This window comes from Providencia sp. PROV252, assembly GCF_033676005.1.
Taxonomy (GTDB): Bacteria; Pseudomonadota; Gammaproteobacteria; order Enterobacterales; family Enterobacteriaceae; genus Providencia; species Providencia vermicola.
In genome coordinates this window covers 3,442,778-3,466,166 of sequence record NZ_CP096294.1, presented here as the reverse complement: position 1 = coordinate 3,466,166, position 23,389 = coordinate 3,442,778, and the positions used below count along the sequence as shown (strand labels likewise).

Sequence of the window (23,389 nt, the reverse complement as noted above, 5' to 3'; positions counted from 1 at the left end):
TTCAACTGAAATTTAATTTAAGGACTCTTTATCTAATTCCATCAAATATTCATCCGTGAATCGCCACTCGATCCTTCCAACTTTATTGTTTGGTAGCGTGACTTCCTTTGTTGAAAAAGGTGTCAATGTTATTTCTCTTTCGCCATTTTTAATTTCATGCCCTGCAACTTTTAAATAATCAAATGTTAAATAAAAAGGTGTTGGGTTTTCTATTGTTAATACACTGCTATTTTGAGTTAGTTTAACTTTTTTAGCTAAGTCACTCGTTTTTAAATTTTGAATTTCTTTTGGACGGTACAGTAGTTTAAAGTAGAAATTAGGGATAACATTTAACTGAATACTATTTTCTTCTTTTGATTTTTCTTCACTAGGAATGCCCCTGATTCCAATCCAAAAGAGACTTTCTCTATCTTTTGGCATATTAACGCCATTAATATCAATACCTGTACGCCTTATATTCCATGAAGTTTGGGATCCTGGTCCCATATTTTTTAATGGTGGTAAGATAATAAAAGGAACTATTTCAGTCTCTTTTTTTTCTTTTGGTAGTAACGTTTCTTTATCAACGTTTGCTATCCAGGCTTCCATTAAATAACTTTTGTCGTTTCCATTCAGTATCTCGATACTGATACCACTTTTATTACTTTCGTTATAGACGTATCTTTTAAGCAGAAAATCAAAGCCTGTAGGCGATTTTGCTAATACGGCTACTGGCAAGCAAACAGACAAAAGAAAAAATATTAATAATTTGTTTTTTATCATTATTTAGTTCCACCTAATATTACTGGCTGTAGTGGGGTTTCCCCTCCGTAGTCATTAATCATGTCCCATTCTAATTTCGATACTTTTTTATTTGCTGGTATCTCAATTGTAGAAAAAGGGGCGACCATAGGTGCTCTATCACTGTTATATGACTCATTGTCCATTTTGATATTAACTAACGTAAAATGATAAGGAGATGGGTTGTTGATAATAATTTTATTCCCAGACTGCTTAGCTGTTAGTTCATTAATATAGTTTTTTACATTACCTTTAATGCCAGTTGGACGGTAAAACATTTTTATGACTATCTTTGTAGATAAATTAAATTTTGTATTTATTTGATTATTTTGATCATTATTTTTTTTTGTTGTCTCAGGTATAAAATTAACCATCAAATAAAATAACGACTCTCTATCTTGTGGTAGTTCATTCAATCCCTTTGGCAGGATTTTTAATGCATTATTAGAGTTTTCATTTAATGTTACGATTGGTGGTATTACCGTGAAATTATGGCTTGGTTCGTTTTCTGAACTTAAGTCAGAAAAAACTAAGCTTTGAATCAGGTATTTTTTATTTGCTGTGTTATAAGCGCTTACACTTTGACTTTTATCATCTTGAGTAAATATAACTCTTGAGTGATCTAGTGAAACAGCAGCAACAGAACTTTGGGTAATAAAAAAAATTCCCAGAAAAGCTTTTACCATCTTCTTCATGTAAATTTCCGCTTTATTATTAATCGGCGTAATAACCAATAGTTAATGTTGCAGAGAAATCACCTTCATTAGGTTCACAATTATCTACTACACAACGTAACTTAGCATTGATGTTTTTCGTTGCGCTGGTGCTTTCAATATTCTCCCAGATAACTGATGCTGGACTGGGTTTACCCAAAGGGTTTCCGTTAATATTGATAACACGATTTCCATCTAATAATTGAACCCCAATAACACCGTTTGGATCATCATTGAAAAAATTATTACTTCCGTTCAATGTATTACCTGATGACAGATAAACCAGTGCCGTACTTTGCGATTGGTTGTTACAGTTTTTCAAACCAATGGTAAAGCTTTTGGTTACGCTATCATTTTTAATTTCTGTTACGGTGGTGATACCTGCTTGATTACCCAGTAATATTTCAGAAGGAACATCAATATCACAAGTTTTAGCTAAAAATAAAACAGAGAATTCATATCTAACCATGTAATCATCAGCCGCTATTGCAGGGAAATACATGAAAAATATTAAAAAAGTGATTAATACTTGTTCTATTTTTTTCATGACACCTAATCCTGATAAAATTCAAAAGTCACGGCAGCGTTAGAATCACCTGGTTTTACACCATTTTCGCGTTTTACTAGACTTACTCGGTAATTAACTTCAACTGAGTCACTGGTTGTGGATGGAAAAGTAGCAACACCTTCTTCATTCACTTCCTTACAAGTTTGGTTGCTTTTGTTACATGATTCAAGTAAAAAACCCGTTTTAGTTGTATCATTTGATCCGTAAAACATTCCATTGCTAAATAGTGTTGAAGCAGCTGATTTTGATTTTACTTTTATATTCTTCTCAGTATTAGCAGGGAAGTTTTTACAAATAATGGTGTAAGAGAAATTTTCAGTTAAAATCGGTTTTTTAATTGGTTGCCCATCAACCTCTGATGCAATAAGGACTCCAATTTTATTAAAGTCGATAGTTTTATTTAAATCACTGTTATCGTCGAATTCGCAAGTTCCTTTTGTAATCCGGGTTTTGAACTGTATTTGTCCGTTTTGGGCAACAAGTTGACTTGAAAATAGGATAACACATAGAGCGAGTACTATTTTACTGAACCGTCCCATGGTATTCATTATATCCTCCAAGATCATTGATAACAGCCCATTTCACTGCTCCATTCTTTATTTGGCTTGGATAGCTTATTTCAGAGAATGGGGCCAACACATTATTTTGTTTATTGAGTTTGATGCTTTTATTGTTAACAAATAATCCAGCTAAATTGACGTAGTAAGGTGAATCATTAATTAACTTAATACCGTTTGCAGTACTTTTTGTTTTTATATTTTTAAAAGCTGTTTCTTGTGGCATCGATAAATTTGTTGGGCGATAGAAAACCTTAATGACATTTTCTAAGCCGACTTTCACACCATCATTTTCGTTTAATTCGGGTACATTACGAGAGTGAAAGTAGTACATTGACTCTCTATCTTTTGGAAACTTACTTGTAATAGCCTTAATTTTAATGATATTGCGTTGTTTCGGCGTTAATTTGAAAATTGAAGGCGTAATAACAAATAAACCTTCAGTAGCTGTTTTGCTATCTAATTGTTGTGTAATAAAATTAGCGACTAAATAAGACTTGTCATCTTCATTTCGTGCTGAAATAGAGGCTGAATTCGTTGCTTCCTCAATAACGATACGTGTTTGGCTTAAGCCAACACCCGCTTGGGTTGCAAATGAAAAAGTTAATAAGATAAAAAATAAGGATTTTAATTTTGTCATTTTTATTTCCTTTATTGCAGGCAGTAAATAAATACTGCCTGCTCAACTAGCTAATTAACAAAAGTAGTTATTAGTCGTATGCAACGCTGAAAGTTACTGGAACATTTAACGTTTGAGCGACTGCATCTTTAGTTGTTGCATATAAACCAGCAGTTACTTCAACGATATAGTCGTTCTCACCTAAAATTTTCAGGTTATTGATAGTAGTTTCTACATTAGGTGTTAACTCAGTTGTACCTGCTTTTAATTTAACACCAACTTGTGATGCTTGAGCATCTGCAAACATATCAGAGTGACCTGTTAAAGCTTCACCTGTTGCTAGAATTGAAACTTCTGTTGCAGTAGTGTCATCAGAATAAGTTTTAGTACATTTGTTTAATACTAAGTTGAAGTTTGATTCTGCTAATGCTTTGTTGATATCAGTAATTTTTTCAATTGAGTGTGTACCTAAATTAACTAAAGATTTAGATGCGCTGATATCACATGTTGCAGCAACTAAACGAGCATTGAAGTTTACTGTTGCATCTTGTGCAGCAAAAGCTTGTGAAGAAAGAGTTGCAACGGTTAAAGCACCGATGAAAGCAAGTTTATTTAATTTCATAATAATCATTCCTAAGTATGTGAGATAGATAATTTAAAAATTTAAAGTTTCTTGTATCTAATTTTTAGAGATATCAATTAAGCTTTTATTTGCTTTAATAGCATTAAATCTTGCTATTTTTTTTGATTTGAAAATTATAAATATTTAAATTTATTTTCCATCTCATTTAAATAGACAGTATTTATTTCGGCTTAATTTAAAGTTTGTTTTTTTCTGAGTATTTGCGAACTCTTGCTCGCTGACTACGGGGTTAATATTAGTTGTACTCATTATTGTTGTCAAACTAGGTGAAAATAATTTTATAGTGCTTTTTAATAGTTTTCTAAATGTTATTTTTGTTTTATTTCAATGTATTGTAATTTTATTCATTTTCTTAAGTTAAATTTCATTGTCTTTATTGGGTTTTTATTCTGAAATTGTCCATTTTGGTTGTAAATAAAGGCTATAAATCTTATATTAATAATTATTCATAATTTGTCTCTCTTTTTTACGCTTATCGTGCGTATAGGTAAGGGATGTTACTAATGAATAATGGATGTTAGAAACATTTAGTTTTAAGCTGGTATTTTTATAAATATTCATTGTTTTTCTTTTTTTTAATTATATTGGTTAATTTTTTAGGTTTAAATACTTAGGATAATTCTCATTTAAGATAAAATATATAAGAGATAAAAGTTATCATATTCTTGAGATTATTCTTATTATATTTATCTATTCCTCTTTTTTTCTTAGTTTCATTCGTGGTGTGATTCTGTATATTGGTATTTTCGTCCCAATAAAATAAGGAAAGTGCATGAGTCAACTTATCATTCCTGATGTTGCTCTAGTTGATAACAGTGAGCAACGAACACCATTGGTTTTAGTATTAGATTGTTCTGGCAGTATGTACGGCGAGCCGATAAATGAATTAAATGCAGGTTTACAGATACTCGAAAAAGAATTGAAGGATGATGTTATTGCGGCAAAGCGGGTTAGGATCCTTGTTATTCAATATGGTGGAAACGACCAATGTTCGATTATTGGTGATTGGTGTGATGCCATGGATTTTACTGCACCTATATTAGAAGCGAATGGGACAACACCAACAGGGCAAGCTGTTATGGTGGCGTTAGATGAAATAGAAGCTGAAAAACAACGTTTTCGCCAAGCGGGCGTCGCTTATACCCGTCCTTGGTTATTTTTAATGTCAGATGGTGCTCCTACAGATTTATGGGAAGAATCGGCACAAGTTTGTCGCCAAGCGCAAAAAGATCAAAAAGTGGCGATGTTCCCTATTATGGTTGATGGGGCAAGTGCGCAAGTTATGGGGGAGTTCAGTATTGCAGGCTTGAATGGCGTGAAAAAGCTAAAAGGATTGCAATTTAAAGAACTCTTTTTGTGGTTGAGTGCGAGTATGCAGGTGGTTTCCCAATCGACACCAGGTGGGCAAGCTCAACTCCCTTCAACGGATAGCTGGTCTACAGTGTCGGTATAACGTATGAGTTGGTCAATTTATTGCGCATCAGTTCAAGGGCACTCTCATCGGGAAAATAACCAGCCTTGTCAAGATGCATGGTCTGTGGAGCATACCACAAATGGCTTAGCGGCTTGTGTATGTGATGGTGCAGGGTCTGCTCGTTATAGTGAGATTGGTTCACGTTATGTTTCAAGGTTATTTGTTCAGCGAATTTCTGAATTTGGTCATGTTGACTATTTAAGTGTTGAAGAAATACAACCTGTTATTCTTCGTACACTGAGTGCTATTCGTGAACAATTGGTTTCCCTTGCAAATGATAAGCAGGGTGAGTTAAAGGATTTTGCTTGCACGCTTGTCGCTGCATGGGTTGGCAAACGCCAAGGCTTTCTTTTTCATTTAGGCGATGGGGTAGCCATCGCTTCTTACCAACAAAATGGGCGTCTTATTGATAAGGTTTCCGTGCCAGAAAATGGGGAGTATGCCAATCAAACGTGGTTTTTAACCTCAAGTGATTGGCAGGAACACTTACGTATTACGCCTATCGTTACAAAAATAGAGCGGATCATTTTAATGTCTGATGGCGTACAACCCTTTGCTATGAATAAACAATGTGACGCGCTTTATCTCCCTTTTATTGAACCTGTCACTCGTTTTTTACAGCAAAATGATGAGCAAACGGGAAGTGAAGCACTAAAAGGGACGCTTGATGACCCTCGCACTTATTCAATCACTGGGGATGATAAAACATTATTTGTAGCATTTAGGGAAATGTAATGGCGGTGGTTAATAAGATAAAACTTGTCGATGGGCAAGGGCAAGTTATCCAGCTGGGTAAATTAATTAAAAGCGGTGGGGCGGGCAGTGTTTATCATATTGCATCAGCGAAGGGGCAAGTCGCTAAGCTTTACCACGATAAAATTGATAAAGCGTTATATCGTCGAAAGACATCAGCAATGTTAGCATTAAAGCCGAGTTTACCGCCGATTACTGATACTGCAATTCCCGTCGTTCAGTTGGCATGGCCAATCAGCCAGTTATTTAACCAGAAAAAACAGTTTGTTGGTTTCGTTATGCCTGAGCTGGATGTGAGAGCATCCATTGAGCTTGAATATATTTTGCAAGAAAGGCAGGCGAGGGAAAATAATTTACCCGTTGGATTGGGGGCTAAAATTCAACTCGCAACCAATTTGGCAATATTGGTTGAGGCGATTCATCAACAAAACCACTTTATCATTGACATGAAACCCGTGAATTTGCGTTTTTATCGGGAAAGCTTATATGTATCAATGTTAGATTGTGATGGCTTTAGTATTCAAGGGGAAAAAGAACGTTTTGCCGCAGGTCAATTTACGGTCGATTACCTTGCCCCTGAATTTCAACACGCCAAAAGTGTTCCTCAATCTCAAGAATCCCAGCAAGACCGATTTTCATTGGCCGTGATTTTATTTCAATTATTGAATTTTGGCATTCATCCATTTTCTGGTCGACCTTTGCATAATCAAGTGCCAAATGATTTATCCAGCCGAATTGCAGGAAAATATTATGCCTATGGGGTAAAGGCGCATCAAGGGATAAGCCCTGTGCCAACCAGTGGACATACTTTCTTACCTAATGATATTCGCCAATTATTTGATAAAGCGTTTAGTGGCTCTCCAGCGCAAAGGCCAAGTGCAGCCGAGTGGGGACAGTGTTTACGCACTTATGCACTGCGTAGCCAGAAGAAGATGGTGGTATGTAGCAAAAATAAAGAACATCAATATTTTGTTGGATTGAAATGTGCTGCCTGTGAACGGGTTAAGCAATTAAAAGTTGCCAGTGAAGCATTACAAAAAACACGGCAGCAAAAAAATGTGTATAAAACACAAGTTAGGGGGCAAACGCAAACTCGTCGAGTTGTTCGTCCTCAACCTGCACCGCCAATTACCTTTACACCACCAGCGTGGTTTACGGCGATTAAAAAGGTACATATTTACACATTTTTTGCTATCGCTGTTCCCTTATTGATGGCGTTTATTATTAGTCGCATTACTCAAAACATGAAACCCGAAACATTATCACCTGCGACTTTTTATCAACATTGGGCGCAGGAAAATTTAGGGGCTGATATGGCTCTGAGTCTTATTACTTTAGTCAGCATATTGGGACTGGGCTTATTTTTCTGGTTGGGGCTCTTTTTACCCATCAAATCGATTTTGACCAAAAAGCCATAAGGAAGGATGACGTTGAAAATAAAACTGAGCCCACTTCTTTTATTACCTTTGGTCTTGTTGTTTGCTGTGCCTGCATTGCCTTTTTTCTTTAGCTATGGTGTGTTTATTGCGTTATTTGAACTCGGTGAATTAATTTGGCCGAGTGCTTTGAATGTCAGTGATAACTTATTCCTGACAGTGATGTGGTTATTTGGATTGACGTTTATTATTGCATTGTCGATAGGTGCTGTTCGCTTTCAAGCGAGGCAATATTGGCGGGCAGCTATTATTACATTGGCAGTATTTAGCGTCATTACACTTTTAAATATTCCGTTAAGTTCGGAATCAAACCAACGTTGGCGGGCACAAACACTCATTGAACAGCGTGATTGGCAATTATTCCAGAATGAACAAAACACGGCTGTGAGTGGTGTGTTATCAGGAATTATTTATAACCATGAAGCTAACACTGAAGTTGAAGCGCGATACCATGAATTGCAAGCGCGTATTGATAAGATGGATAAGCTTGCAGAATTAGAGCCACAAAGCGCAGCAATGCGTGCAATATGGCAACCCTTATTGCAAACAAATGCGCCAGTTTCAAACGACGAAATTTTTCAATTACAAAATGCGAGCCAATATTTGCCGCAAGATGGGGCGCTTGCTTTCGCCGTTGGTTTGCTTACATTACGCAAAACTGAGACCTCAGAAGATAGCCTTATTTTCTTTATTCGTGCTATTGCTGCGCAGCCGAATAACGCCACTTATTGGAAAGGTTTGGGGCTTGCATATAGCTTGATAAAAAGCCAAGTCGATAATAGCGATGCGAATTTAAAGAATGCGTATGCTGCACTTATTTTTGCACAATATCTGAGTCTCAGTGATAAATGGTCAGAATCCCCCTCTGAATTATTTGATACGCAAAGCGCCGCAATATTTGCAAAAGAAATTCAACATCTTTCTACAGTGGAACGCCAAAACTTTTTTATCTTGCAGGCAAGGAGCAATATACAGGTATTAGATTGGTTCAGAGAAACCGTGGATGAACAAACACAAGTATTGGCAAAACAACCATTATCAATTAAAGGAATATATGGGGTTGTAGAGCTTGCGACGTACTATGATCGAAGTGACCCTCGTTACCCTGGGAAAATGACGATTAATACAGAGGGAACTACGATTGTGCCTAGCTCTATTAATGACGTTCGTTACCTTTCGATTAAATATGACATCGATAATGTTACCGCAACTGTTGCGGTAGATGTGAATGAAGAAGGTGTTCCTGCATTCACGTTAATCGATACCACCAGTGGTGTAAAAAATTATGATATCGCAGCAGAATATGCAGTGAGTCAATTACGATTTGAGCCGACAAAGCAGCCAGCTCGCCACCTAGTCACTGTTAGCTTTAAAAGTACGGTGAAAAGCCTGGATGATTATGCGCAAGAAGTTGGGCTTTTAGTGGAGAGCGCCAGTAAGGCTTTAGCAAGGCATAATGAAAAATCGTTCGGATATGTGATCAAAAGACTCGTGAGTTATGTGAATAATACAGTCCCCGCTAAATATACACGCAGCGCTGGTTCATCTTATGAATATTACCAGCAGCAGCAGGAGATCTCAAAAGAGATACGCGCAACATTGCGACAAGCGGATAGCCGTTCTAAATCCAACGGTGAAGCGTGGGAAAGTAACACGCAAAGAGTTCGTTCATTATTACTAAAGTACCCAAATAACATTGAAGTGCTGAGTACAACGGCAAGAATGGAATTAATGCATTTCAATGCGGCGCGCACGTTATTAACCGAAAATAAAGCATCTGCCATAAAAGATGGCTTTGTTGATGATGAGCAACATTGGCGTAATTTACTGTTGAGTGCACGGGCACACTACCTACAAATTATCACCATTAACCCAAACCGCATTGACGCCTGGTTTGCTTGGGGGGTGACGATGATAGATGAAGACCCTGAGTTGGCGGCAGGTGCATTTGCATTAATGCATTATAATGCGGGTAATAGCCTAGATCAGCGTTTGATGGTGGCGCAATCTCGTTTCTTTTTATTTGGTTTGCCTGATGAAACCAAAGCGCGGGTGAATATTATTAATGCGCGTATGGCACTGCTGTATAGTAAAAGTGAATTGCCTGCATCAGCTACAGAGCAGGAACGTCAAGAGCTTGAAGAACAAAAGGCGTTGGCTCAACAAGTGATGCCTGCGGCAGTACCTTTTGTTTCATCCCCCCGCATTTCGCCTACGAGAAATGAAAACCTGACTGACAGAGTGATAGTAAATGTAGATGCTTCGGCTTTTGGTATTCAAGAAAAAACATTGAAACTTCCTATTATCTCAACTGAATTTGTGGGGAATAAGCAAGGTGAAGCAATTTTGAAAATTGATGTACCAAAAGGGGGCGTGCCAAGCTCTATCATGTTACAGCAGAGTAGTGGTGTGGATTATTTTGATGATGACTTAATTTCAGTTGCCTATCAGTGGCGGTTTAATTCAGCGTCTCAAAATAAAGTGTTATTAATTCCAGTGACTTTTAACCAATCCAGCGATGCTTCGCTAAATTATAAGCCATAAAGGAATAAGGAATAGGATGAACCGATCTAAAATTGCTGTGTTACTTGCCTTATTTGGCTCTGCACCTTTGTTTGCACAAAATCTGGATCAACAGTACAGCCTATGGGTGGATGACCAAAAAAGCCAAATTCATTGCTTTGAAGCCAAATCGCCTTTTCAATATTGTTTACAACAATCAGAAGATGGCAAGTTAATTGTTGCGGATAAACATAATCAAGAAGTTTATCAAATTTACTATTTTGATAATTGGCCTGACGAAGCCCAAGAGGGGGTTTATCGAATTCGAAAGGGAAATAAAATTGGTTTTGCAGATGCCGTAACAGGGAAGGTGGTTATTGAGGCAACATATGATTGCGCCTATCCCTTTGAAGACGGCAAAGCTAAAGTTGGGGTAGGGTGTAAAACGCAAACAGATGGTGAACACAGCTGGTGGGTTGGCGGGGATTGGACAACAATCACACTACCCTAAGGGGACTAAGTACTTAGATACGCTTTTTCCGGGTATCTAAGACGTTTTTTACGATTTTCATGATGTTTATTTACAATTAATTCGATTTTAACCATATTATTTATATTACTTAACTTATTGAAAAACAGTTGTTATTGTTATGTGGATCACAGTTTTCATCCTGTTAAACCTTCCTTAAAACCATTCACGGCAAAATTCAAACCGCTTAATTCTGTATGGCACCGCTTAGTGTAACTTTAGTCATTTGCAGAGTGTAATTTCTTACCATAGACACCATGGCAGAGCTCAAAATTTTCGATTTAATACAGTTCAACCACTGCCAATTAAAAAACCATCAATGACAAGCAGCACTATGATGTTGTTAACGTGATGGTAAATACAAAATCAAAGGCATGTTCGTTTTACCTCAGAAGGGTGTTCTATGAACAAAAATGGTATTTTAAAGCACGTTCCGTGGATGATCCTTGGGATCATCGGTGCAATTTGTTTAGGGGTTGTTGCGCTAAGGCGCGGCGAGCACATTAGTGCGCTATGGATAGTCGTCGCATCGGTGGCGGTTTACCTTATTGCTTATCGCTATTACAGCTTGTATATCGCGAAAAAAGTGATGAAGCTGGATGAAACCCGTGCGACTCCAGCGGTCATTAATAATGACGGTTTAAACTATGTTCCAACTAATAAAAATGTCCTATTCGGTCACCACTTTGCAGCAATCGCAGGGGCAGGGCCATTAGTTGGACCTGTACTGGCAGCGCAAGTAGGGTATTTACCAGGTACGCTATGGTTACTGGCAGGGGTTGTATTAGCGGGTGCGGTACAAGACTTTATGGTGTTGTTTATTTCGTCTCGCCGTAATGGTGCTTCACTCGGGGAAATCGTTAAAGAAGAGTTAGGTCCAATTCCAGGAACGCTAGCACTCTTTGGCTGTTTCCTCATTATGATCATTATCCTTGCCGTATTGGCGTTGATCGTCGTAAAAGCCTTGGCAGAAAGTCCATGGGGTGTATTCACCGTGGTGTCGACGGTACCAATTGCTTTGTTTATGGGGATATACATGCGATATCTCCGACCAGGGCGTGTTGGTGAGGTTTCCGTCATCGGTATCGTGTTGCTGGTGGCATCCATTTGGTTCGGTGGCGTTATTGCTCACGACCCATACTGGGGGCCTGCACTGACATTTAAAGACACTACGATCACTTATGCGCTGGTTGGTTATGCATTTGTTTCTGCACTATTACCTGTATGGCTAATTTTAGCACCTCGTGACTATCTGGCGACTTTCTTGAAAATAGGGGTTATTGTTGGATTAGCGATTGGTATCGTTATTCTAAACCCTGAGTTAAAAATGCCAGCTGTGACGCAATTTGTTGATGGTTCAGGTCCAGTTTGGAAAGGTACGCTGTTCCCATTCCTGTTCATTACCATTGCCTGTGGTGCGGTATCTGGTTTCCACGCCTTAATTTCTTCCGGTACAACACCGAAACTGTTAGCAAACGAAAAAGATGCACGTTACATCGGTTACGGTGCAATGTTAATGGAATCTTTCGTTGCGATTATGGCATTGGTTGCTGCATCGATTATCGAACCAGGTTTATACTTTGCGATGAACACCCCACCAGCAGCATTAGGCATTACAATGCCTAACCTGCATGAATTGGGTGGCCCAGATGGTGCGGCTATTATGGCTCAACTGAAAGATGTTTCTGTTCACGCAGCGGCAACGGTCAGTTCATGGGGCTTTGTGATTTCACCTGAGCAAATCATGCAAACGGCGAAAGATATCGGTGAACCGTCTGTTCTGAACCGTGCAGGTGGTGCCCCAACATTAGCTGTTGGTATTGCATTCGTATTCCACGAAATCATGCCTGCGGCAAATATGGGCTTCTGGTATCACTTTGGTATTCTGTTTGAAGCGCTGTTTATTTTAACTGCATTGGATGCAGGAACCCGTTCTGGCCGCTTTATGCTGCAAGACTTATTGGGTAACTTCGTTCCATTCTTGAAGAAAACTGACTCACTGGTTGCAGGTATCATTGGTACGGCAGGTTGTGTTGGCTTATGGGGTTACTTACTGTATCAAGGCGTTGTTGACCCACTGGGCGGCGTTAAGAGCCTGTGGCCACTGTTCGGTATCTCGAACCAAATGTTAGCCGCAGTTGCGTTAGTCTTAAGTACGGTTGTCCTGATTAAGATGAAACGCAGTAAATACATCATGGTGACAGTATTACCTGCGGTATGGTTATTGATTTGTACCACTTGGGCGTTAGGACTGAAATTATTCAGTGATAACCCGCAGCTTGAAGGCTTCCTGTACTTAGCGAAATCTTATAAAGATAAGATTGCCGCAGGTGGTGCAGAGCTGACAGCACAAGAAATTACTAATATGAATCACATTATTATTAATAACTACACCAATGCTGGCCTGAGTATCCTATTCTTAGTGGTTGTTTACGGTATCATTTTCTATGGTATCCGCGTGGGAATGAAAGCACACAAAAACCCAGAGCGTACAGACAAAGAAACACCATATGTCCCTGTACCGAAAGAGGGCGTGAAAGTTTCATCTACACACTAGTGACCATTCGACACCATCGAGCGGCTAATGTGGCTCGATAACTGAACGGTAGCCCTACATTGTGTGTTCATGATGTAGGGCATTTGTATTTGGAGAGGCTGATGTTTGGAAACCTTGGTAAAACAGGCAAATATTTAGGGCAGGCAGCTCGTATGCTGATTGGTATTCCTGATTATGATACTTATGTTCAACATATGAGTGACAATCACCCTGATAAGCCTGTCATGACTTACAAAGAATTTTTTCGTGAAAGACAAGATGCGCGGTATGGTGGAAGTGGTAAAGGCGGATTCCGCTGCTGTTGATGCTCACAGTGAAACAATGATGCAAAGAGGATAATAATGAAACCAATTAATGTCACAATCCTAACCGGTTTTCTCGGTGCGGGTAAAACCACGCTCCTTAGCCATATTCTTCATGCAGAACATGGGCATAAAATTGCAGTCATTGAAAATGAATTTGGTGAAGTCCCTATTGATAATGCCATTATTGGTGACAGAGCCACACAAATCACTACCTTGAGTAACGGTTGTATTTGTTGTTCTCGTTCAAGCGAATTAGAAAATGCATTATTGGATTTATTAGATGGCCTCGACAGTGGCAAATTGGATTTTGACCGCCTAGTCATTGAATGTACAGGAATGGCAGATCCTGGCCCTATTACGCAGACTTTTTTTTCCCATGACGTGTTATGCGAACGATTTTTATTAGATGGCATTATTACGTTGGTGGATGCAGTTCATGCAGAGAAACAACTGAATGATTTTGCGATTGCTCAAGCCCAAATTGGCTATGCAGACCGAATTTTATTAACCAAAACCGATATCAATCCAGATACTGATGCCCTGTTAGAGCGATTGCAACGTATTAATGCCAGAGCGCCAATTTACCCAGTTATTCATGGCGACATTAACTTACAGCTTTTATTAGATATTGAAGGTTTTTTATTAGACTCGCAACTGAAGGTGAATAAACCGACTTTCCGTTTTGCACCAAAACAGCAAAATGAAGTGGAATCTATTGTCGTGGAATTCGATTACCCTGTTGAATTAATGGAAGTTTCACAGGTAATGGAAGATTTACTGCTCGGCTTTGCGGATAATTTATTGCGTTACAAAGGTATTTTATCCATCAAAGGCGAACCAAAACGTCTGTTATTCCAAGGGGTTCAGCGCCTCTATAGTGCAGACTGGGATAGAGACTGGGAAGTTGATGAACAACGCCGCAGTGTATTGGTATTTATTGGTATTGACCTACCCGAAGATATGATCCGTGAAAAATTCGCCGCCCTAGAAGTTAATTCAAAATAGAACAATTAAAAAAAGAAATTCAAAAAAAGAAATTCAAAAAAAAATTCAAAGTCATTAGCGGCGTAGCAAGGCGGCAAGAGAGCCAAGCCCTAGGAGCATACACAAGTATGTGACTAGGGTTGGTGAATGCAGCCAACAACGCTACGGACGAGCTTTTGACGCCATAATCTCAATAATCTGCACATCAGTATGCCTCATTGACCCTGCTGCTAATGCACACAAATTAGCAATCGACTGGTCAACATCATCCGACACAATACCGTCAGATCCTCTCACACAGCTATTATCTAAGGCCATGAGGACAGCTTTATAGGCTGCACTGGCGCTGGTGGAGACTTTCATTGCACAACTGTTTGATGCACCATCACAAATCATCCCGCTGACATCACCAATCATGCTGGAAATCGCCATTGCGACGACTTCATAGCGTGATTCCAATAGCCATGCAATCCCAGCCGCTGCACCCATAGCAGCGGTTGTTGCCGCACACAGTGCAGATAACGCAGGTAACTGATTATGAATATAAATAGCCATTAGGTGGGATAACATCAACGCACGAGCCAACTGTTCTTCAGAGGATTGTAAATAGTCTGCAGTTACCACAACAGGCATGGTTGCAGCAATACCTTGGTTACCTGAGCCAGAGTTGCTCATTGCAGGTAAAACCGCGCCGCCCATACGGGCATCGGATGCGGCAGAGGTGCGGATCATAATTTCGGACATTAAGTCTTTCGATAACAAACCGCGATCACGCTGAGTTTGCAACGTTTTCCCAATATGTAGGCCATAGACATTACGCAGACCTTCTTGGGAAAGGGCTTCATTTAGCTGGGCGGCTTCTAAAATAAAACGGATATCGTCTAATGGGGCTTCAGTTGCAAATTGGTAGACGGCCTTTGCGGTAACGGGCGGTAAAGGGATATCTGCTGCACAATCAACAGGAAGATCCTCTAGGGGTTTTCTTGATAAGGTATCAAACACAGTTTCATTATTATGGGTTATCTTCACAATGTTGGTATGTGAACCCGTGATAATCACAGTCGCTGAGCCTGTTTGGGTATGTACCGTCGCTTCGGAATAGATAACGTCTTCGCAAGGGTGTTTGATATCAACAGTCACTAGTCCTTGTGCTAACATAGTTTTACTCAATGCAATGGCATCGGCCGAAGCGGATTTTAGAACCTCTAAACCCGCATCCGCATCGCCGCCAACCGCACCTAAAGCGGCAGCGATAGGTAACCCTACCATGCCTGTACCTGGCACCGTGACACCCATACCATTTTTCATCAGGTTGGGGGAGACAAAGGCACAAACGCGAGTGATGTCACCGTCAAGGAAGGACGCTGCTTTTGCTGCAGCGTAAGCCAGTGAAATTGGCTCGGTACAACCTAAAGCTGGCTTAACTTCTTGTTTTACCGCATTGATAAAATATTGCCAAAGTAATGGTTGTGATTGCGCATGCATGGCAGCTTCCCTTAATGAAATCTTCTTTGATTTTATTATTTTAAACAACCTGTTGGAGAAAAACTTCACTATGTTCGGGGATATATTGGGGAGAGGGAGAAAAAAAATCTCCAAATGTTGAGATAAAAATAAAATATTTTTAAATTTGAGCTTTGTCACAAAAATCCTGCCTATAAAACAGGGCAGGACATTGTGATTGTTTTACCGATTAACTCTCTACATCAAGGCGTTTACTTTGCCATTTCCGTGAGCGCCAGCGCCATGCATTAGTTAAGCCACGCAGCCATTCATCGGCAAAGAAGCCGAGCCAAATTCCCAGCAAGCCCATTTCCATTTTTATCCCTAAAAAATAGCCGAGTGGAATCGCCACTCCCCACATAAAGATAATGGCAGTACATAATGGGAAGCGCGCATCCCCAGAGGCACGTAACGCATTCACCATGACAATATTAATGGTGCGCCCTGGCTCTAAAAATACTGAGAGTAAAAATAAGGGTAATAAGAGATCGATAATACCTTGGTCATCGGTAATGTTGTTTAGAATAGGATCGCGAAGTAACCAGAAAGCAATAACAACACCGATAGTGACATAAAAGCCCATTTTTAGACTCTTGATACCGCGAATATAGGCATCTTGGAAGCGTTTTGCGCCAACCAGGTGACCCACCATGATCTCATTACCTATACTGACAGAAATACCAAACAGCATGATAAATAAAGATAATTGGAAATAAAGCGTTTGCGCAGCGAGGGAAGTTTCTCCCATTAACCCAATAAAGGCAGATGCTGTCATAAAATGTAAAATCCACACAAGGTTTTCCCCCGCTGAAGGTAAACCGATATGCAAAATTTTACCGAGCATCTTACGTGACCAATGAATGAGCATCATTGGGACAAACTTTATTCGTAACCCATAGAATAATAAGCAGAAAAGTAAGATGACAGCAACAATACGTCCGACTACGGTTGACCATGCCACACCTTCTAAACCATATTGTGGCAAGCCAAAGAAACCATAAAGTACAATGATATTACCAACAACAGTAATCAGGTTGGCAATCAATGTTACCCACATGGCAGGCTGTGCTTTGCCATAAACCCGTAAACATGCCGCTAAAATAATGGAAATTGCTTCAGGAATTAAACAAATCCCTAAAATACGTAAATAAGTATAACCATCCGCCATTAAATGGGATGGCATATTCATGATTTTTAGGATGGTATAGCCAAAGAATACCGCGACTAATGCACTGGAAAAACCCAGAATAAAGTTAAAGGCGATGGAGATGTGAATCGCTTGGCTGGCTTTTTCACGGCGGCCTGCCCCTAAATATTGTGCGATAACCACACTGCATCCCACACTAATAAAGTTAAAAATAGTGATAAAAAGATCAAAGACTTGGTTACCTACTCCCATTGCAGCAAGGTAAGCCGTCGATACATGGCTAACCATGTAAGTATTAATTAATAATGTGGCCAAATGCAGAAAAATATCGATAAAAATTGGCCAGCTGAGCGAAAAGAGTGACCGCTCAGTCACATCAGACTGATGCATTGAGAACCTTTATATATTTATGAGAATTAAGAATAGTCGTTTGAACTGGGAATTCTACATGGAATTCATTAATGAAAATAGGGTTAAAATGCCCCCAATTTCGTAAAGTGAATGTTTTGTTTACTTTTAATTAATCTGTTAGATTTAATTTCGCTATAAATTAATTAATAAGCAACATCAGAACTGTATAGGAGTAAAAATGACAAAAATTAAAGCAGCAATAGTGGGATATGGCAATATTGGCCATTATGCGCTAGAAGCTGTTCTGGCCGCTGATGATTTTGAGCTTGTTGGTATCGTTCGTCGCAATACACAAGATATCCCTGCTGAACTTGCCTCGTATAAAGTCGTCGATGATATTGAAAAACTAGGGAAAGTGGATGTTGCGCTCCTGTGCTCACCAACCCGTGCAATCGGGCCACTTGCGGCAAAAATTTTAGCATTAGGCATCAATACTGTTGATAGCTTTGATGTGCATTCAGACATTGTGGCGCTGAAAAGAAGCCTCGATGATGTTGCCAAGCAGCATAATAGCGTCGCCGTTGTCTCAGCTGGCTGGGATCCAGGTTCTGACTCTATCATGCGTACTTTAATGTTAGCCATGGCGCCAAAAGGGGTGACTTACACCAATTTTGGACCAGGTATGAGCATGGGGCACAGTGTTGCGGCAAAAGCGATTGATGGCGTGAAAGATGCGTTATCGGTAACGATTCCATTAGGAACTGGGGTACATCGCCGTATGGTGTACATTGAATTAGACGCAGGCGCAAAATTTGATGATGTTGCTCAAGCGATTAAAGCGGATAGCTATTTTGCTTCTGATGAAACCCATATTCGCCAGGTCGATAGCATTGACGCATTAAAAGACGTTGGGCACGGTGTACACATGACGCACAAAGGCGTTTCGGGTGCTACACACAACCAATTGTTCGAATATTCAATGCGTATCAATAACCCTGCATTAACATCACAATTTATGGTTTCAGCTGCGCGCGCTTCAATGAAGCAGGCGGCGGGTGCTTATACTGTAATTGAAATCCCACCGGTGAATTTCCTGCAAGGTGATTTAGACACATTGATTGCCAAACTCGTCTAATTACGCTTCTATTTGTGGCATGAAACGTTAAGTTCATGCCATCTTGCTGATGTTTTTTACACTTTATCTTGGTTGTACTTTGTCATTCGGATTTTAGCCACTATTTATTTTTTGCGTTATCAAGTAGCTTATTCAGAAAGTAAAATTGATAATCTGGAGTGAGATCATGGTTAAGCCGTCAGGGAATGAGCAATTAAAAACAGGAAAAAATAAAAATCAAGGTTTCTTCCCAAAACAACCCTCAGTGAAAAGTGTGAAAGAAAGCTCGCACTCTTTTAGCCTTATTCGTGCTTTTTCTAAAATAATTAATTACGGTTTTTCCCTTTTCTATGTTGGGTTTATTTTATCCGTTTGGTTCTTTCCTGAGTACTACACTGTGGAAATTATTTATAACCTGACCATTATTCTAATTTTTGAATTTATTTTGATTCACTCTGGCGTCTTTATGGCGGTATTTCGTGATTGGCGAATATTAACCTTATTTGCGCTTTTCTATGGCTTATTTGCATTGGTAATTAATATGTCAGTATTAGGGGATTCACCCTTGATACTTTATTTATATAGTGCGACAGTCGCGAACCGGATGCTATTTGGTTTAACCAGCCGCAGCGAACAAGAACGCAATGAAAATATGGGCTATTCAGCGCTAATGGCGCTCAATTTTATGTTTTGTATTTTTCTCGTATTAATTTTATCTTTCCTTGTGCCTTATGGTGGATTAACACCTGAGTATTTGCGGTCTATTGGTTATTACGCCAGTATTTCCACGGGGGGAGAGTTTCCTGACAAACCTCATGTCGCTTTTGCGTTTGGAGTGCTCTACTTTGGGTTACCCATTTTTATGGCTTGCTTAATGAATTTTTTGTGTAAAGGTCACTCTATTTACCGAGAAAAAGGAAAGTAAGTTCGTGGCAAGGAAGATAAGAAACAAAAAAAATACCAATAAGCATTCATCATCATTCTCAGTAAAAGGGAAGCGCCATTTTATTGCATCAGGTAAACCTCAAGGTGTTATGCACTTTCTACCTTCGCTGGTGGATCACGGCTTAACTATTTTTTATATCGGTTTTTTATTGTCTTTGTGGTTTTCCCCTGATTGGTCAGGTGTTGAAGTGGTTTACAATATGGTATTGATACTGTTGTTTGAGTTTATTCTAGTGCATATGGGCACAATGATGGCAGTACTTCAGCGTGGTTTTTTCTTTATTTTTGTGGCCGCTATTTTAGGTGGCGTGGCTTATATTTTTCATACTACGCAAATTAATTCTTCCGCCATTCTTTATATTTACGCGGCTACGTTAATAAACCGAATTATTATTGGGCGTCAGCAAGGGAATGGGTTTGATAATTTTAATGCCTTCGATGAAGGGATTGCTAAATTACGTCATTATGTTGCGTGTTTTATTATTGCTGTATTTTTAACGCATTATTTGCCTGAAGGGGGGCTTACGGATCAATACCTTGAAGATAATAACTATTATGGCATGTTAAAAATGACAGGGATGACGGAAAAACCGCTTATGATTATTCAATTCGGTGTTTTGTATTATTCAACATCGCTACTTTGGGTTTTGTGGCGTTTTTTAAACCCAAAAAAGAGATAAAAAAAGCGCCTATCTAAATAGGCGCCTGGTGTTGGCAAAAAATAAAAAAATTAACGTGTTATTGATTTAAATTGCTGTGTAGTCTTTGTTAGTGCGACTTCGGTAGGTAAACGCTCCATTGAACTTGCACCATAAAAACCATGGCAGTCAGGGCAGTTTGCTAAAATATACTCGGCATCTTCAGGTGTTGCGATAGGGCCGCCGTGGCAAAGGACAATGACATCATCACGCACCGCTTTAGCTGCTTTTGCCCATTCATTGATAAGAGGTACACAGTCTTTGAGCGTTAGTGCTGTTTCGGCACCAATATTCCCACCTGTTGTTAAACCCATATGTGGCACAATGATATCCGCACCTGCTTTGGTCATTTCAACAGCATCATCAGCACTAAAAACATACGGAGTGGTCAATAAATCTTTTTCGTGTGCCATGCGGATCATATCTACTTCTAGGCCATAGCCCATTCCCGTCTCTTCCAAATTAGCGCGGAAATTACCATCAATCAGGCCAACAGTCGGGAAGTTTTGCACGCCCGCAAAGCCTGTCGCTTTGATGTCATCTAAAAATTTATCAAACTGGCAAAATGGGTCAGTACCGTTAACACCTGCAAGAACAGGAGTGTGCTTAACAACAGGCAAGACTTCTTTTGCCATGTCCATAACGATTTCATTGGCATTGCCATAAGCGAGCAAGCCTGCAAGTGAACCACGACCCGCCATGCGGTAACGGCCTGAGTTGTAGATAACGATTAAGTCAATGCCACCAGCTTCTTCACATTTTGCGGATAAACCTGTACCAGCACCACCGCCGATAATTGGTTCTCCACGAGCAATCATTTCTCTGAATTTTTTCAATAACTCTGCGCGGTTATGTTTCATATTAACCTCTATTATTTGTTCAAAATTTCCTGGTGTAGCTGAATAACCTGTTCACAAAAATCCTGGGAATTTATGTGGTGAGGACTCAAAATAAGCTGTCTTTTTTCTGTTATTATCAAATTTTCTGTCAGTGCATCGATAAACGCTTGGTCCGCAATAGGATCCCAGAACGGTGCACCTTCGGTATCTAATGCGGAAAACCCTGATGTTGGAACAATAAAACGGATTTCGCCATCACAGCGATTTAATCTCTCAGCAATCCAACGACCCATTTGTTGGTTTTCTTCTTTGGTTGTTCTCATCAATGTGACTTGCGCATTGTGATGGTAAAATAAGCGCTCTTGGTATTTTTCAGGTACTGTGGCGGGGCGACCAAAATTCACCATATCCAACGCACCACAAGACATGACGCAAGGTATTTGTGTACGTTGAATGGCACCAAAACGGTCTTCATCACAGGCTAAAACGCCACCAAATAAATAGTCACACACTTCTGTTGTCGTCATATCCAGCACAGAATGCAGTAATTGACTATCAATCAGTTTTTCCATCGCTTTACCACCACTCCCCGTGGCATGAAACACGAGGCAGTCGTATTGCTCTTCTAATTGTGCGGTAAGTTGTTGAACGCAAGGTGTCGTTACGCCAAACATAGTTAGGGCGATGGCAGGTTTGATATCAATATTTTCTTCTTCTTCTTGGTTAAACCAGACGGCACCTGCTATTTGATTTGCTGCGTTTTTTAACACTTTACGAGAAATAATATTTAATCCTGAAACATCGGTGACTGAGTACATCATCGAGATGTCACTTGCACCGATATAACCTGAGATATCCCCAGACGCCATAGTGGAGACCATTAACTTAGGAATACCAACAGGGAGCACTTGCATTGCAGGGGTGATTAATGCGGTTCCGCCCGAGCCCCCTAAACCAAGGATTGCCGCGACATCAGTTTGTGCAGCAAGGTAAAGGCTAAAAGCGTGAGCCATCGCCTCAATCGCTTTGCCACGGTCACCACAAAAAACCGCATCCACACCAAGAGGGTGAAAGCTTGCGATTGTGTGTGCGCTGACATCTGCCTCTTTTTCTAATTGCGTTGGTTGAGTGGTTAAATCAACGGTGCGAACAGCTAACCCAGCGCTTTTAATTAATTCACTGACATAAAATATTTCAGCACTTTTGGTATCCAGCGTTGTGGCAATATAGATAAAACCAGGGTGTTTTTTCATATAAAAATCCTTTCAGATTAGAGTTCGCGTTGAATTTTTCACCGTAATGAGACTATAGTATCATTTTTTACGTTTGTAAAATGAGATTGCAGTCTCATTTTGGGTTTATTGAAGAAACAATTAGTTGATATTATGCATATCATATTGATAAAACATCAGAAATATTATTAGTGCTTTGTATCATAGGGTTGCTAAATTTGTGATAGGGATACAATATTTAATTGTATATACAGGATAGTTTGGGAGATTAAACATTTAACGGTATGTCACTGAGAAGGATAACTTATTTTTGCTTGTGTTTTCTCAGTATTATTGACTAGACTTGATGTAAGAGACAGTATTTTAAGGATAAATAAAATGCCTAAAACTAATTCGGCTCAGGGATATAAGGGAACGCGAAAACGGACTTATCTATTATTGGTAACAACGGCTTTAGATTTATTTGAAAAAGGGGCAATGCCTTCCGTTTCTGAGCTAGCACTTGAAGCGGGGGTTTCCCGTGCAACCGCTTATCGGTATTTTCCCACTCAAAGTGATTTAATCACGGCAACTGTTAATGAAAGCTTAGGGCCCATTTTAACATGGCGGCCTCAGAGTGAAAAAACGGAAGAGCGTATTGATGAACTACTGACCTTCGCTTTTCCAAGAATGTTTGAGCATGAAGGCGCTTTAAGAGCTGCATTACAAGCCTCATTGCAGCAATGGGCACAAGGGCGTTCTGCTCCGCAAGAGGTAAAAAATAAGCAATTCGAACGGGGAAACCGCAAAGATATTTTAACAATGGTCACAGCACCGATGAAATCGGAATATCCGCAAGAAATTATTGATAAGGTAATCAAAGCATTTTCCGTTATTTATGGCTCGGAGATTTTCTTAGTGCTAAAGGATATTTGGAAGATGGATAATGAGCAGGTCATTGAATTAGCACAATGGATGGCAAAAGCGATAATTAACCAAGCCATAACCGATAATGCTAAATGTCAAAATAAGGCTCTTTAAAGACAGATTGGGAGGCAGTAAAAATAAGGAAATCAAAAACTAATAATGGTAAAACCGCAGTGAATGATCACTATCATAATAAATAAATGAAAACTAAGGTCATCAGGCATTAATAATATG

At 39.5% G+C, this 23,389-nt stretch carries 22 protein-coding genes; 12 read left to right on the top strand and 10 right to left on the bottom strand.

Annotated features, from left to right (window positions below):
* Positions 1-12 precede the first annotated feature (12 nt).
* The 6 genes from M1F05_RS15995 to M1F05_RS15970 all read right to left on the bottom strand — a co-directional run bounded on the left by M1F05_RS15995 (position 13) and on the right by M1F05_RS15970 (position 3,859).
* Positions 13-762, bottom strand: coding sequence for a molecular chaperone (locus tag M1F05_RS15995; protein WP_206082988.1), 750 nt, complete (start codon positions 760-762; stop codon positions 13-15).
* A complete protein-coding gene (locus M1F05_RS15990; RefSeq protein WP_206082987.1) occupies positions 762-1,475 on the bottom strand; it encodes a molecular chaperone in 714 nt (237 codons plus the stop codon). Before M1F05_RS15990 ends, M1F05_RS15995 begins: the two co-directional genes overlap by 1 nt.
* 19 nt (positions 1,476-1,494) lie before the next feature.
* Positions 1,495-2,040, bottom strand: a complete 546-nt coding sequence (locus M1F05_RS15985) for a fimbrial protein (RefSeq protein ID WP_206082986.1) — start codon at positions 2,038-2,040, stop codon at positions 1,495-1,497.
* 5 nt (positions 2,041-2,045) lie between these two features.
* On the bottom strand, positions 2,046-2,609 hold the full coding sequence (locus M1F05_RS15980; RefSeq protein ID WP_206082985.1) for a fimbrial protein: 564 nt from the start codon (positions 2,607-2,609) through the stop codon (positions 2,046-2,048).
* Positions 2,584-3,258: a molecular chaperone gene (locus M1F05_RS15975; protein WP_206082984.1), complete on the bottom strand. Its 675-nt coding sequence runs from the start codon at positions 3,256-3,258 to the stop codon at positions 2,584-2,586. The genes M1F05_RS15980 and M1F05_RS15975 overlap by 26 nt, the downstream gene beginning before the upstream one ends.
* A 70-nt stretch (positions 3,259-3,328) precedes the next feature.
* Positions 3,329-3,859: a fimbrial protein gene (locus M1F05_RS15970; RefSeq protein WP_206082983.1), complete on the bottom strand. Its 531-nt coding sequence runs from the start codon at positions 3,857-3,859 to the stop codon at positions 3,329-3,331.
* Between the two features lie 793 nt (positions 3,860-4,652).
* Between M1F05_RS15970 and M1F05_RS15965 the strand changes: the two genes are divergently transcribed.
* From M1F05_RS15965 to yjiA, 8 genes are all read left to right on the top strand, one after another.
* Entirely contained in the window at positions 4,653-5,333 is a 681-nt protein-coding gene (locus tag M1F05_RS15965) for a vWA domain-containing protein (RefSeq protein ID WP_206082982.1), read from the top strand.
* A gap of 3 nt (positions 5,334-5,336) precedes the next feature.
* Positions 5,337-6,089, top strand: a complete 753-nt coding sequence (locus tag M1F05_RS15960; protein ID WP_206082981.1) for a PP2C family serine/threonine-protein phosphatase — start codon at positions 5,337-5,339, stop codon at positions 6,087-6,089.
* Complete coding sequence (locus tag M1F05_RS15955; RefSeq protein ID WP_206082980.1) at positions 6,089-7,525, top strand: protein kinase domain-containing protein; 1,437 nt, start codon at positions 6,089-6,091, stop codon at positions 7,523-7,525. Before M1F05_RS15960 ends, M1F05_RS15955 begins: the two co-directional genes overlap by 1 nt.
* 12 nt (positions 7,526-7,537) lie before the next feature.
* The gene (locus tag M1F05_RS15950) at positions 7,538-10,087 is read left to right on the top strand and encodes an energy transducer TonB (RefSeq protein WP_206082979.1); all 2,550 of its coding nucleotides are present in this window, start codon (positions 7,538-7,540) and stop codon (positions 10,085-10,087) included.
* 16 nt (positions 10,088-10,103) lie between these two features.
* Positions 10,104-10,556, top strand: coding sequence for a WG repeat-containing protein (locus M1F05_RS15945; RefSeq protein WP_206082978.1), 453 nt, complete (start codon positions 10,104-10,106; stop codon positions 10,554-10,556).
* Positions 10,557-10,977: 421 nt separating this feature from the next.
* Entirely contained in the window at positions 10,978-13,131 is a 2,154-nt protein-coding gene (locus tag M1F05_RS15940; protein ID WP_206082977.1) for a carbon starvation CstA family protein, read from the top strand.
* A gap of 101 nt (positions 13,132-13,232) precedes the next feature.
* Positions 13,233-13,436 (top strand): YbdD/YjiX family protein, encoded by a 204-nt coding sequence (locus tag M1F05_RS15935; protein ID WP_004260586.1) that lies wholly within the window; start codon positions 13,233-13,235, stop codon positions 13,434-13,436.
* A 36-nt stretch (positions 13,437-13,472) separates the two neighbouring features.
* Entirely contained in the window at positions 13,473-14,441 is a 969-nt protein-coding gene (gene yjiA / locus M1F05_RS15930; protein WP_206082976.1) for a GTPase, read from the top strand.
* 141 nt (positions 14,442-14,582) lie between these two features.
* Here the strand turns inward: yjiA and M1F05_RS15925 are convergent, their stop codons facing one another.
* Together M1F05_RS15925 and M1F05_RS15920 are read right to left on the bottom strand one after the other, a co-directional pair.
* The gene (locus M1F05_RS15925; RefSeq protein ID WP_206082975.1) at positions 14,583-15,905 is read right to left on the bottom strand and encodes a serine dehydratase subunit alpha family protein; all 1,323 of its coding nucleotides are present in this window, start codon (positions 15,903-15,905) and stop codon (positions 14,583-14,585) included.
* 208 nt (positions 15,906-16,113) lie between these two features.
* Positions 16,114-17,460: an MATE family efflux transporter gene (locus M1F05_RS15920; RefSeq protein ID WP_206082974.1), complete on the bottom strand. Its 1,347-nt coding sequence runs from the start codon at positions 17,458-17,460 to the stop codon at positions 16,114-16,116.
* 199 nt (positions 17,461-17,659) lie between these two features.
* Here M1F05_RS15920 and M1F05_RS15915 point away from each other — a divergent pair, with 199 nt between their 5' ends.
* The 3 genes from M1F05_RS15915 (at position 17,660) to M1F05_RS15905 (ending at position 20,160) form a co-directional block, all read left to right on the top strand.
* Positions 17,660-18,556: a diaminopimelate dehydrogenase gene (locus M1F05_RS15915; RefSeq protein ID WP_206082973.1), complete on the top strand. Its 897-nt coding sequence runs from the start codon at positions 17,660-17,662 to the stop codon at positions 18,554-18,556.
* Between the two features lie 166 nt (positions 18,557-18,722).
* Positions 18,723-19,460, top strand: coding sequence for a hypothetical protein (locus M1F05_RS15910; RefSeq protein WP_206082972.1), 738 nt, complete (start codon positions 18,723-18,725; stop codon positions 19,458-19,460).
* A 4-nt stretch (positions 19,461-19,464) separates the two neighbouring features.
* Positions 19,465-20,160, top strand: coding sequence for a hypothetical protein (locus tag M1F05_RS15905; RefSeq protein ID WP_206082971.1), 696 nt, complete (start codon positions 19,465-19,467; stop codon positions 20,158-20,160).
* A 50-nt stretch (positions 20,161-20,210) separates the two neighbouring features.
* Here the strand turns inward: M1F05_RS15905 and M1F05_RS15900 are convergent, their stop codons facing one another.
* Positions 20,211-21,038, bottom strand: coding sequence for a phosphoenolpyruvate hydrolase family protein (locus tag M1F05_RS15900; RefSeq protein ID WP_206082970.1), 828 nt, complete (start codon positions 21,036-21,038; stop codon positions 20,211-20,213).
* A gap of 11 nt (positions 21,039-21,049) precedes the next feature.
* The gene (locus M1F05_RS15895) at positions 21,050-22,270 is read right to left on the bottom strand and encodes a Tm-1-like ATP-binding domain-containing protein (RefSeq protein WP_206082969.1); all 1,221 of its coding nucleotides are present in this window, start codon (positions 22,268-22,270) and stop codon (positions 21,050-21,052) included.
* Positions 22,271-22,627: 357 nt separating this feature from the next.
* On the opposite strand from M1F05_RS15895, the gene M1F05_RS15890 reads away from it, so the two are divergent.
* A complete protein-coding gene (locus tag M1F05_RS15890; protein ID WP_206082968.1) occupies positions 22,628-23,269 on the top strand; it encodes a TetR/AcrR family transcriptional regulator in 642 nt (213 codons plus the stop codon).
* Positions 23,270-23,389 lie beyond the last annotated feature (120 nt).

What these genes read in the sequence shown, in the direction of transcription:
- M1F05_RS15995 (WP_206082988.1), bottom strand. Translation starts at nt 762, where the DNA reads ATGATAAAAAACAAATTATTAATATTTTTTCTTTTGTCTGTTTGCTTG.
- M1F05_RS15990 (WP_206082987.1), bottom strand. Translation starts at nt 1,475, where the DNA reads ATGAAGAAGATGGTAAAAGCTTTTCTGGGAATTTTTTTTATTACCCAA.
- M1F05_RS15985 (WP_206082986.1), bottom strand. Translation starts at nt 2,040, where the DNA reads ATGAAAAAAATAGAACAAGTATTAATCACTTTTTTAATATTTTTCATG.
- M1F05_RS15980 (WP_206082985.1), bottom strand. Translation starts at nt 2,609, where the DNA reads ATGAATACCATGGGACGGTTCAGTAAAATAGTACTCGCTCTATGTGTT.
- M1F05_RS15975 (WP_206082984.1), bottom strand. Translation starts at nt 3,258, where the DNA reads ATGACAAAATTAAAATCCTTATTTTTTATCTTATTAACTTTTTCATTT.
- M1F05_RS15970 (WP_206082983.1), bottom strand. Translation starts at nt 3,859, where the DNA reads ATGAAATTAAATAAACTTGCTTTCATCGGTGCTTTAACCGTTGCAACT.
- M1F05_RS15965 (WP_206082982.1), top strand. Translation starts at nt 4,653, where the DNA reads ATGAGTCAACTTATCATTCCTGATGTTGCTCTAGTTGATAACAGTGAG.
- M1F05_RS15960 (WP_206082981.1), top strand. Translation starts at nt 5,337, where the DNA reads ATGAGTTGGTCAATTTATTGCGCATCAGTTCAAGGGCACTCTCATCGG.
- M1F05_RS15955 (WP_206082980.1), top strand. Translation starts at nt 6,089, where the DNA reads ATGGCGGTGGTTAATAAGATAAAACTTGTCGATGGGCAAGGGCAAGTT.
- M1F05_RS15945 (WP_206082978.1), top strand. Translation starts at nt 10,104, where the DNA reads ATGAACCGATCTAAAATTGCTGTGTTACTTGCCTTATTTGGCTCTGCA.
- M1F05_RS15940 (WP_206082977.1), top strand. Translation starts at nt 10,978, where the DNA reads ATGAACAAAAATGGTATTTTAAAGCACGTTCCGTGGATGATCCTTGGG.
- M1F05_RS15935 (WP_004260586.1), top strand. Translation starts at nt 13,233, where the DNA reads ATGTTTGGAAACCTTGGTAAAACAGGCAAATATTTAGGGCAGGCAGCT.
- yjiA (WP_206082976.1), top strand. Translation starts at nt 13,473, where the DNA reads ATGAAACCAATTAATGTCACAATCCTAACCGGTTTTCTCGGTGCGGGT.
- M1F05_RS15925 (WP_206082975.1), bottom strand. Translation starts at nt 15,905, where the DNA reads ATGCATGCGCAATCACAACCATTACTTTGGCAATATTTTATCAATGCG.
- M1F05_RS15920 (WP_206082974.1), bottom strand. Translation starts at nt 17,460, where the DNA reads ATGCATCAGTCTGATGTGACTGAGCGGTCACTCTTTTCGCTCAGCTGG.
- M1F05_RS15915 (WP_206082973.1), top strand. Translation starts at nt 17,660, where the DNA reads ATGACAAAAATTAAAGCAGCAATAGTGGGATATGGCAATATTGGCCAT.
- M1F05_RS15910 (WP_206082972.1), top strand. Translation starts at nt 18,723, where the DNA reads ATGGTTAAGCCGTCAGGGAATGAGCAATTAAAAACAGGAAAAAATAAA.
- M1F05_RS15900 (WP_206082970.1), bottom strand. Translation starts at nt 21,038, where the DNA reads ATGAAACATAACCGCGCAGAGTTATTGAAAAAATTCAGAGAAATGATT.
- M1F05_RS15895 (WP_206082969.1), bottom strand. Translation starts at nt 22,270, where the DNA reads ATGAAAAAACACCCTGGTTTTATCTATATTGCCACAACGCTGGATACC.
- M1F05_RS15890 (WP_206082968.1), top strand. Translation starts at nt 22,628, where the DNA reads ATGCCTAAAACTAATTCGGCTCAGGGATATAAGGGAACGCGAAAACGG.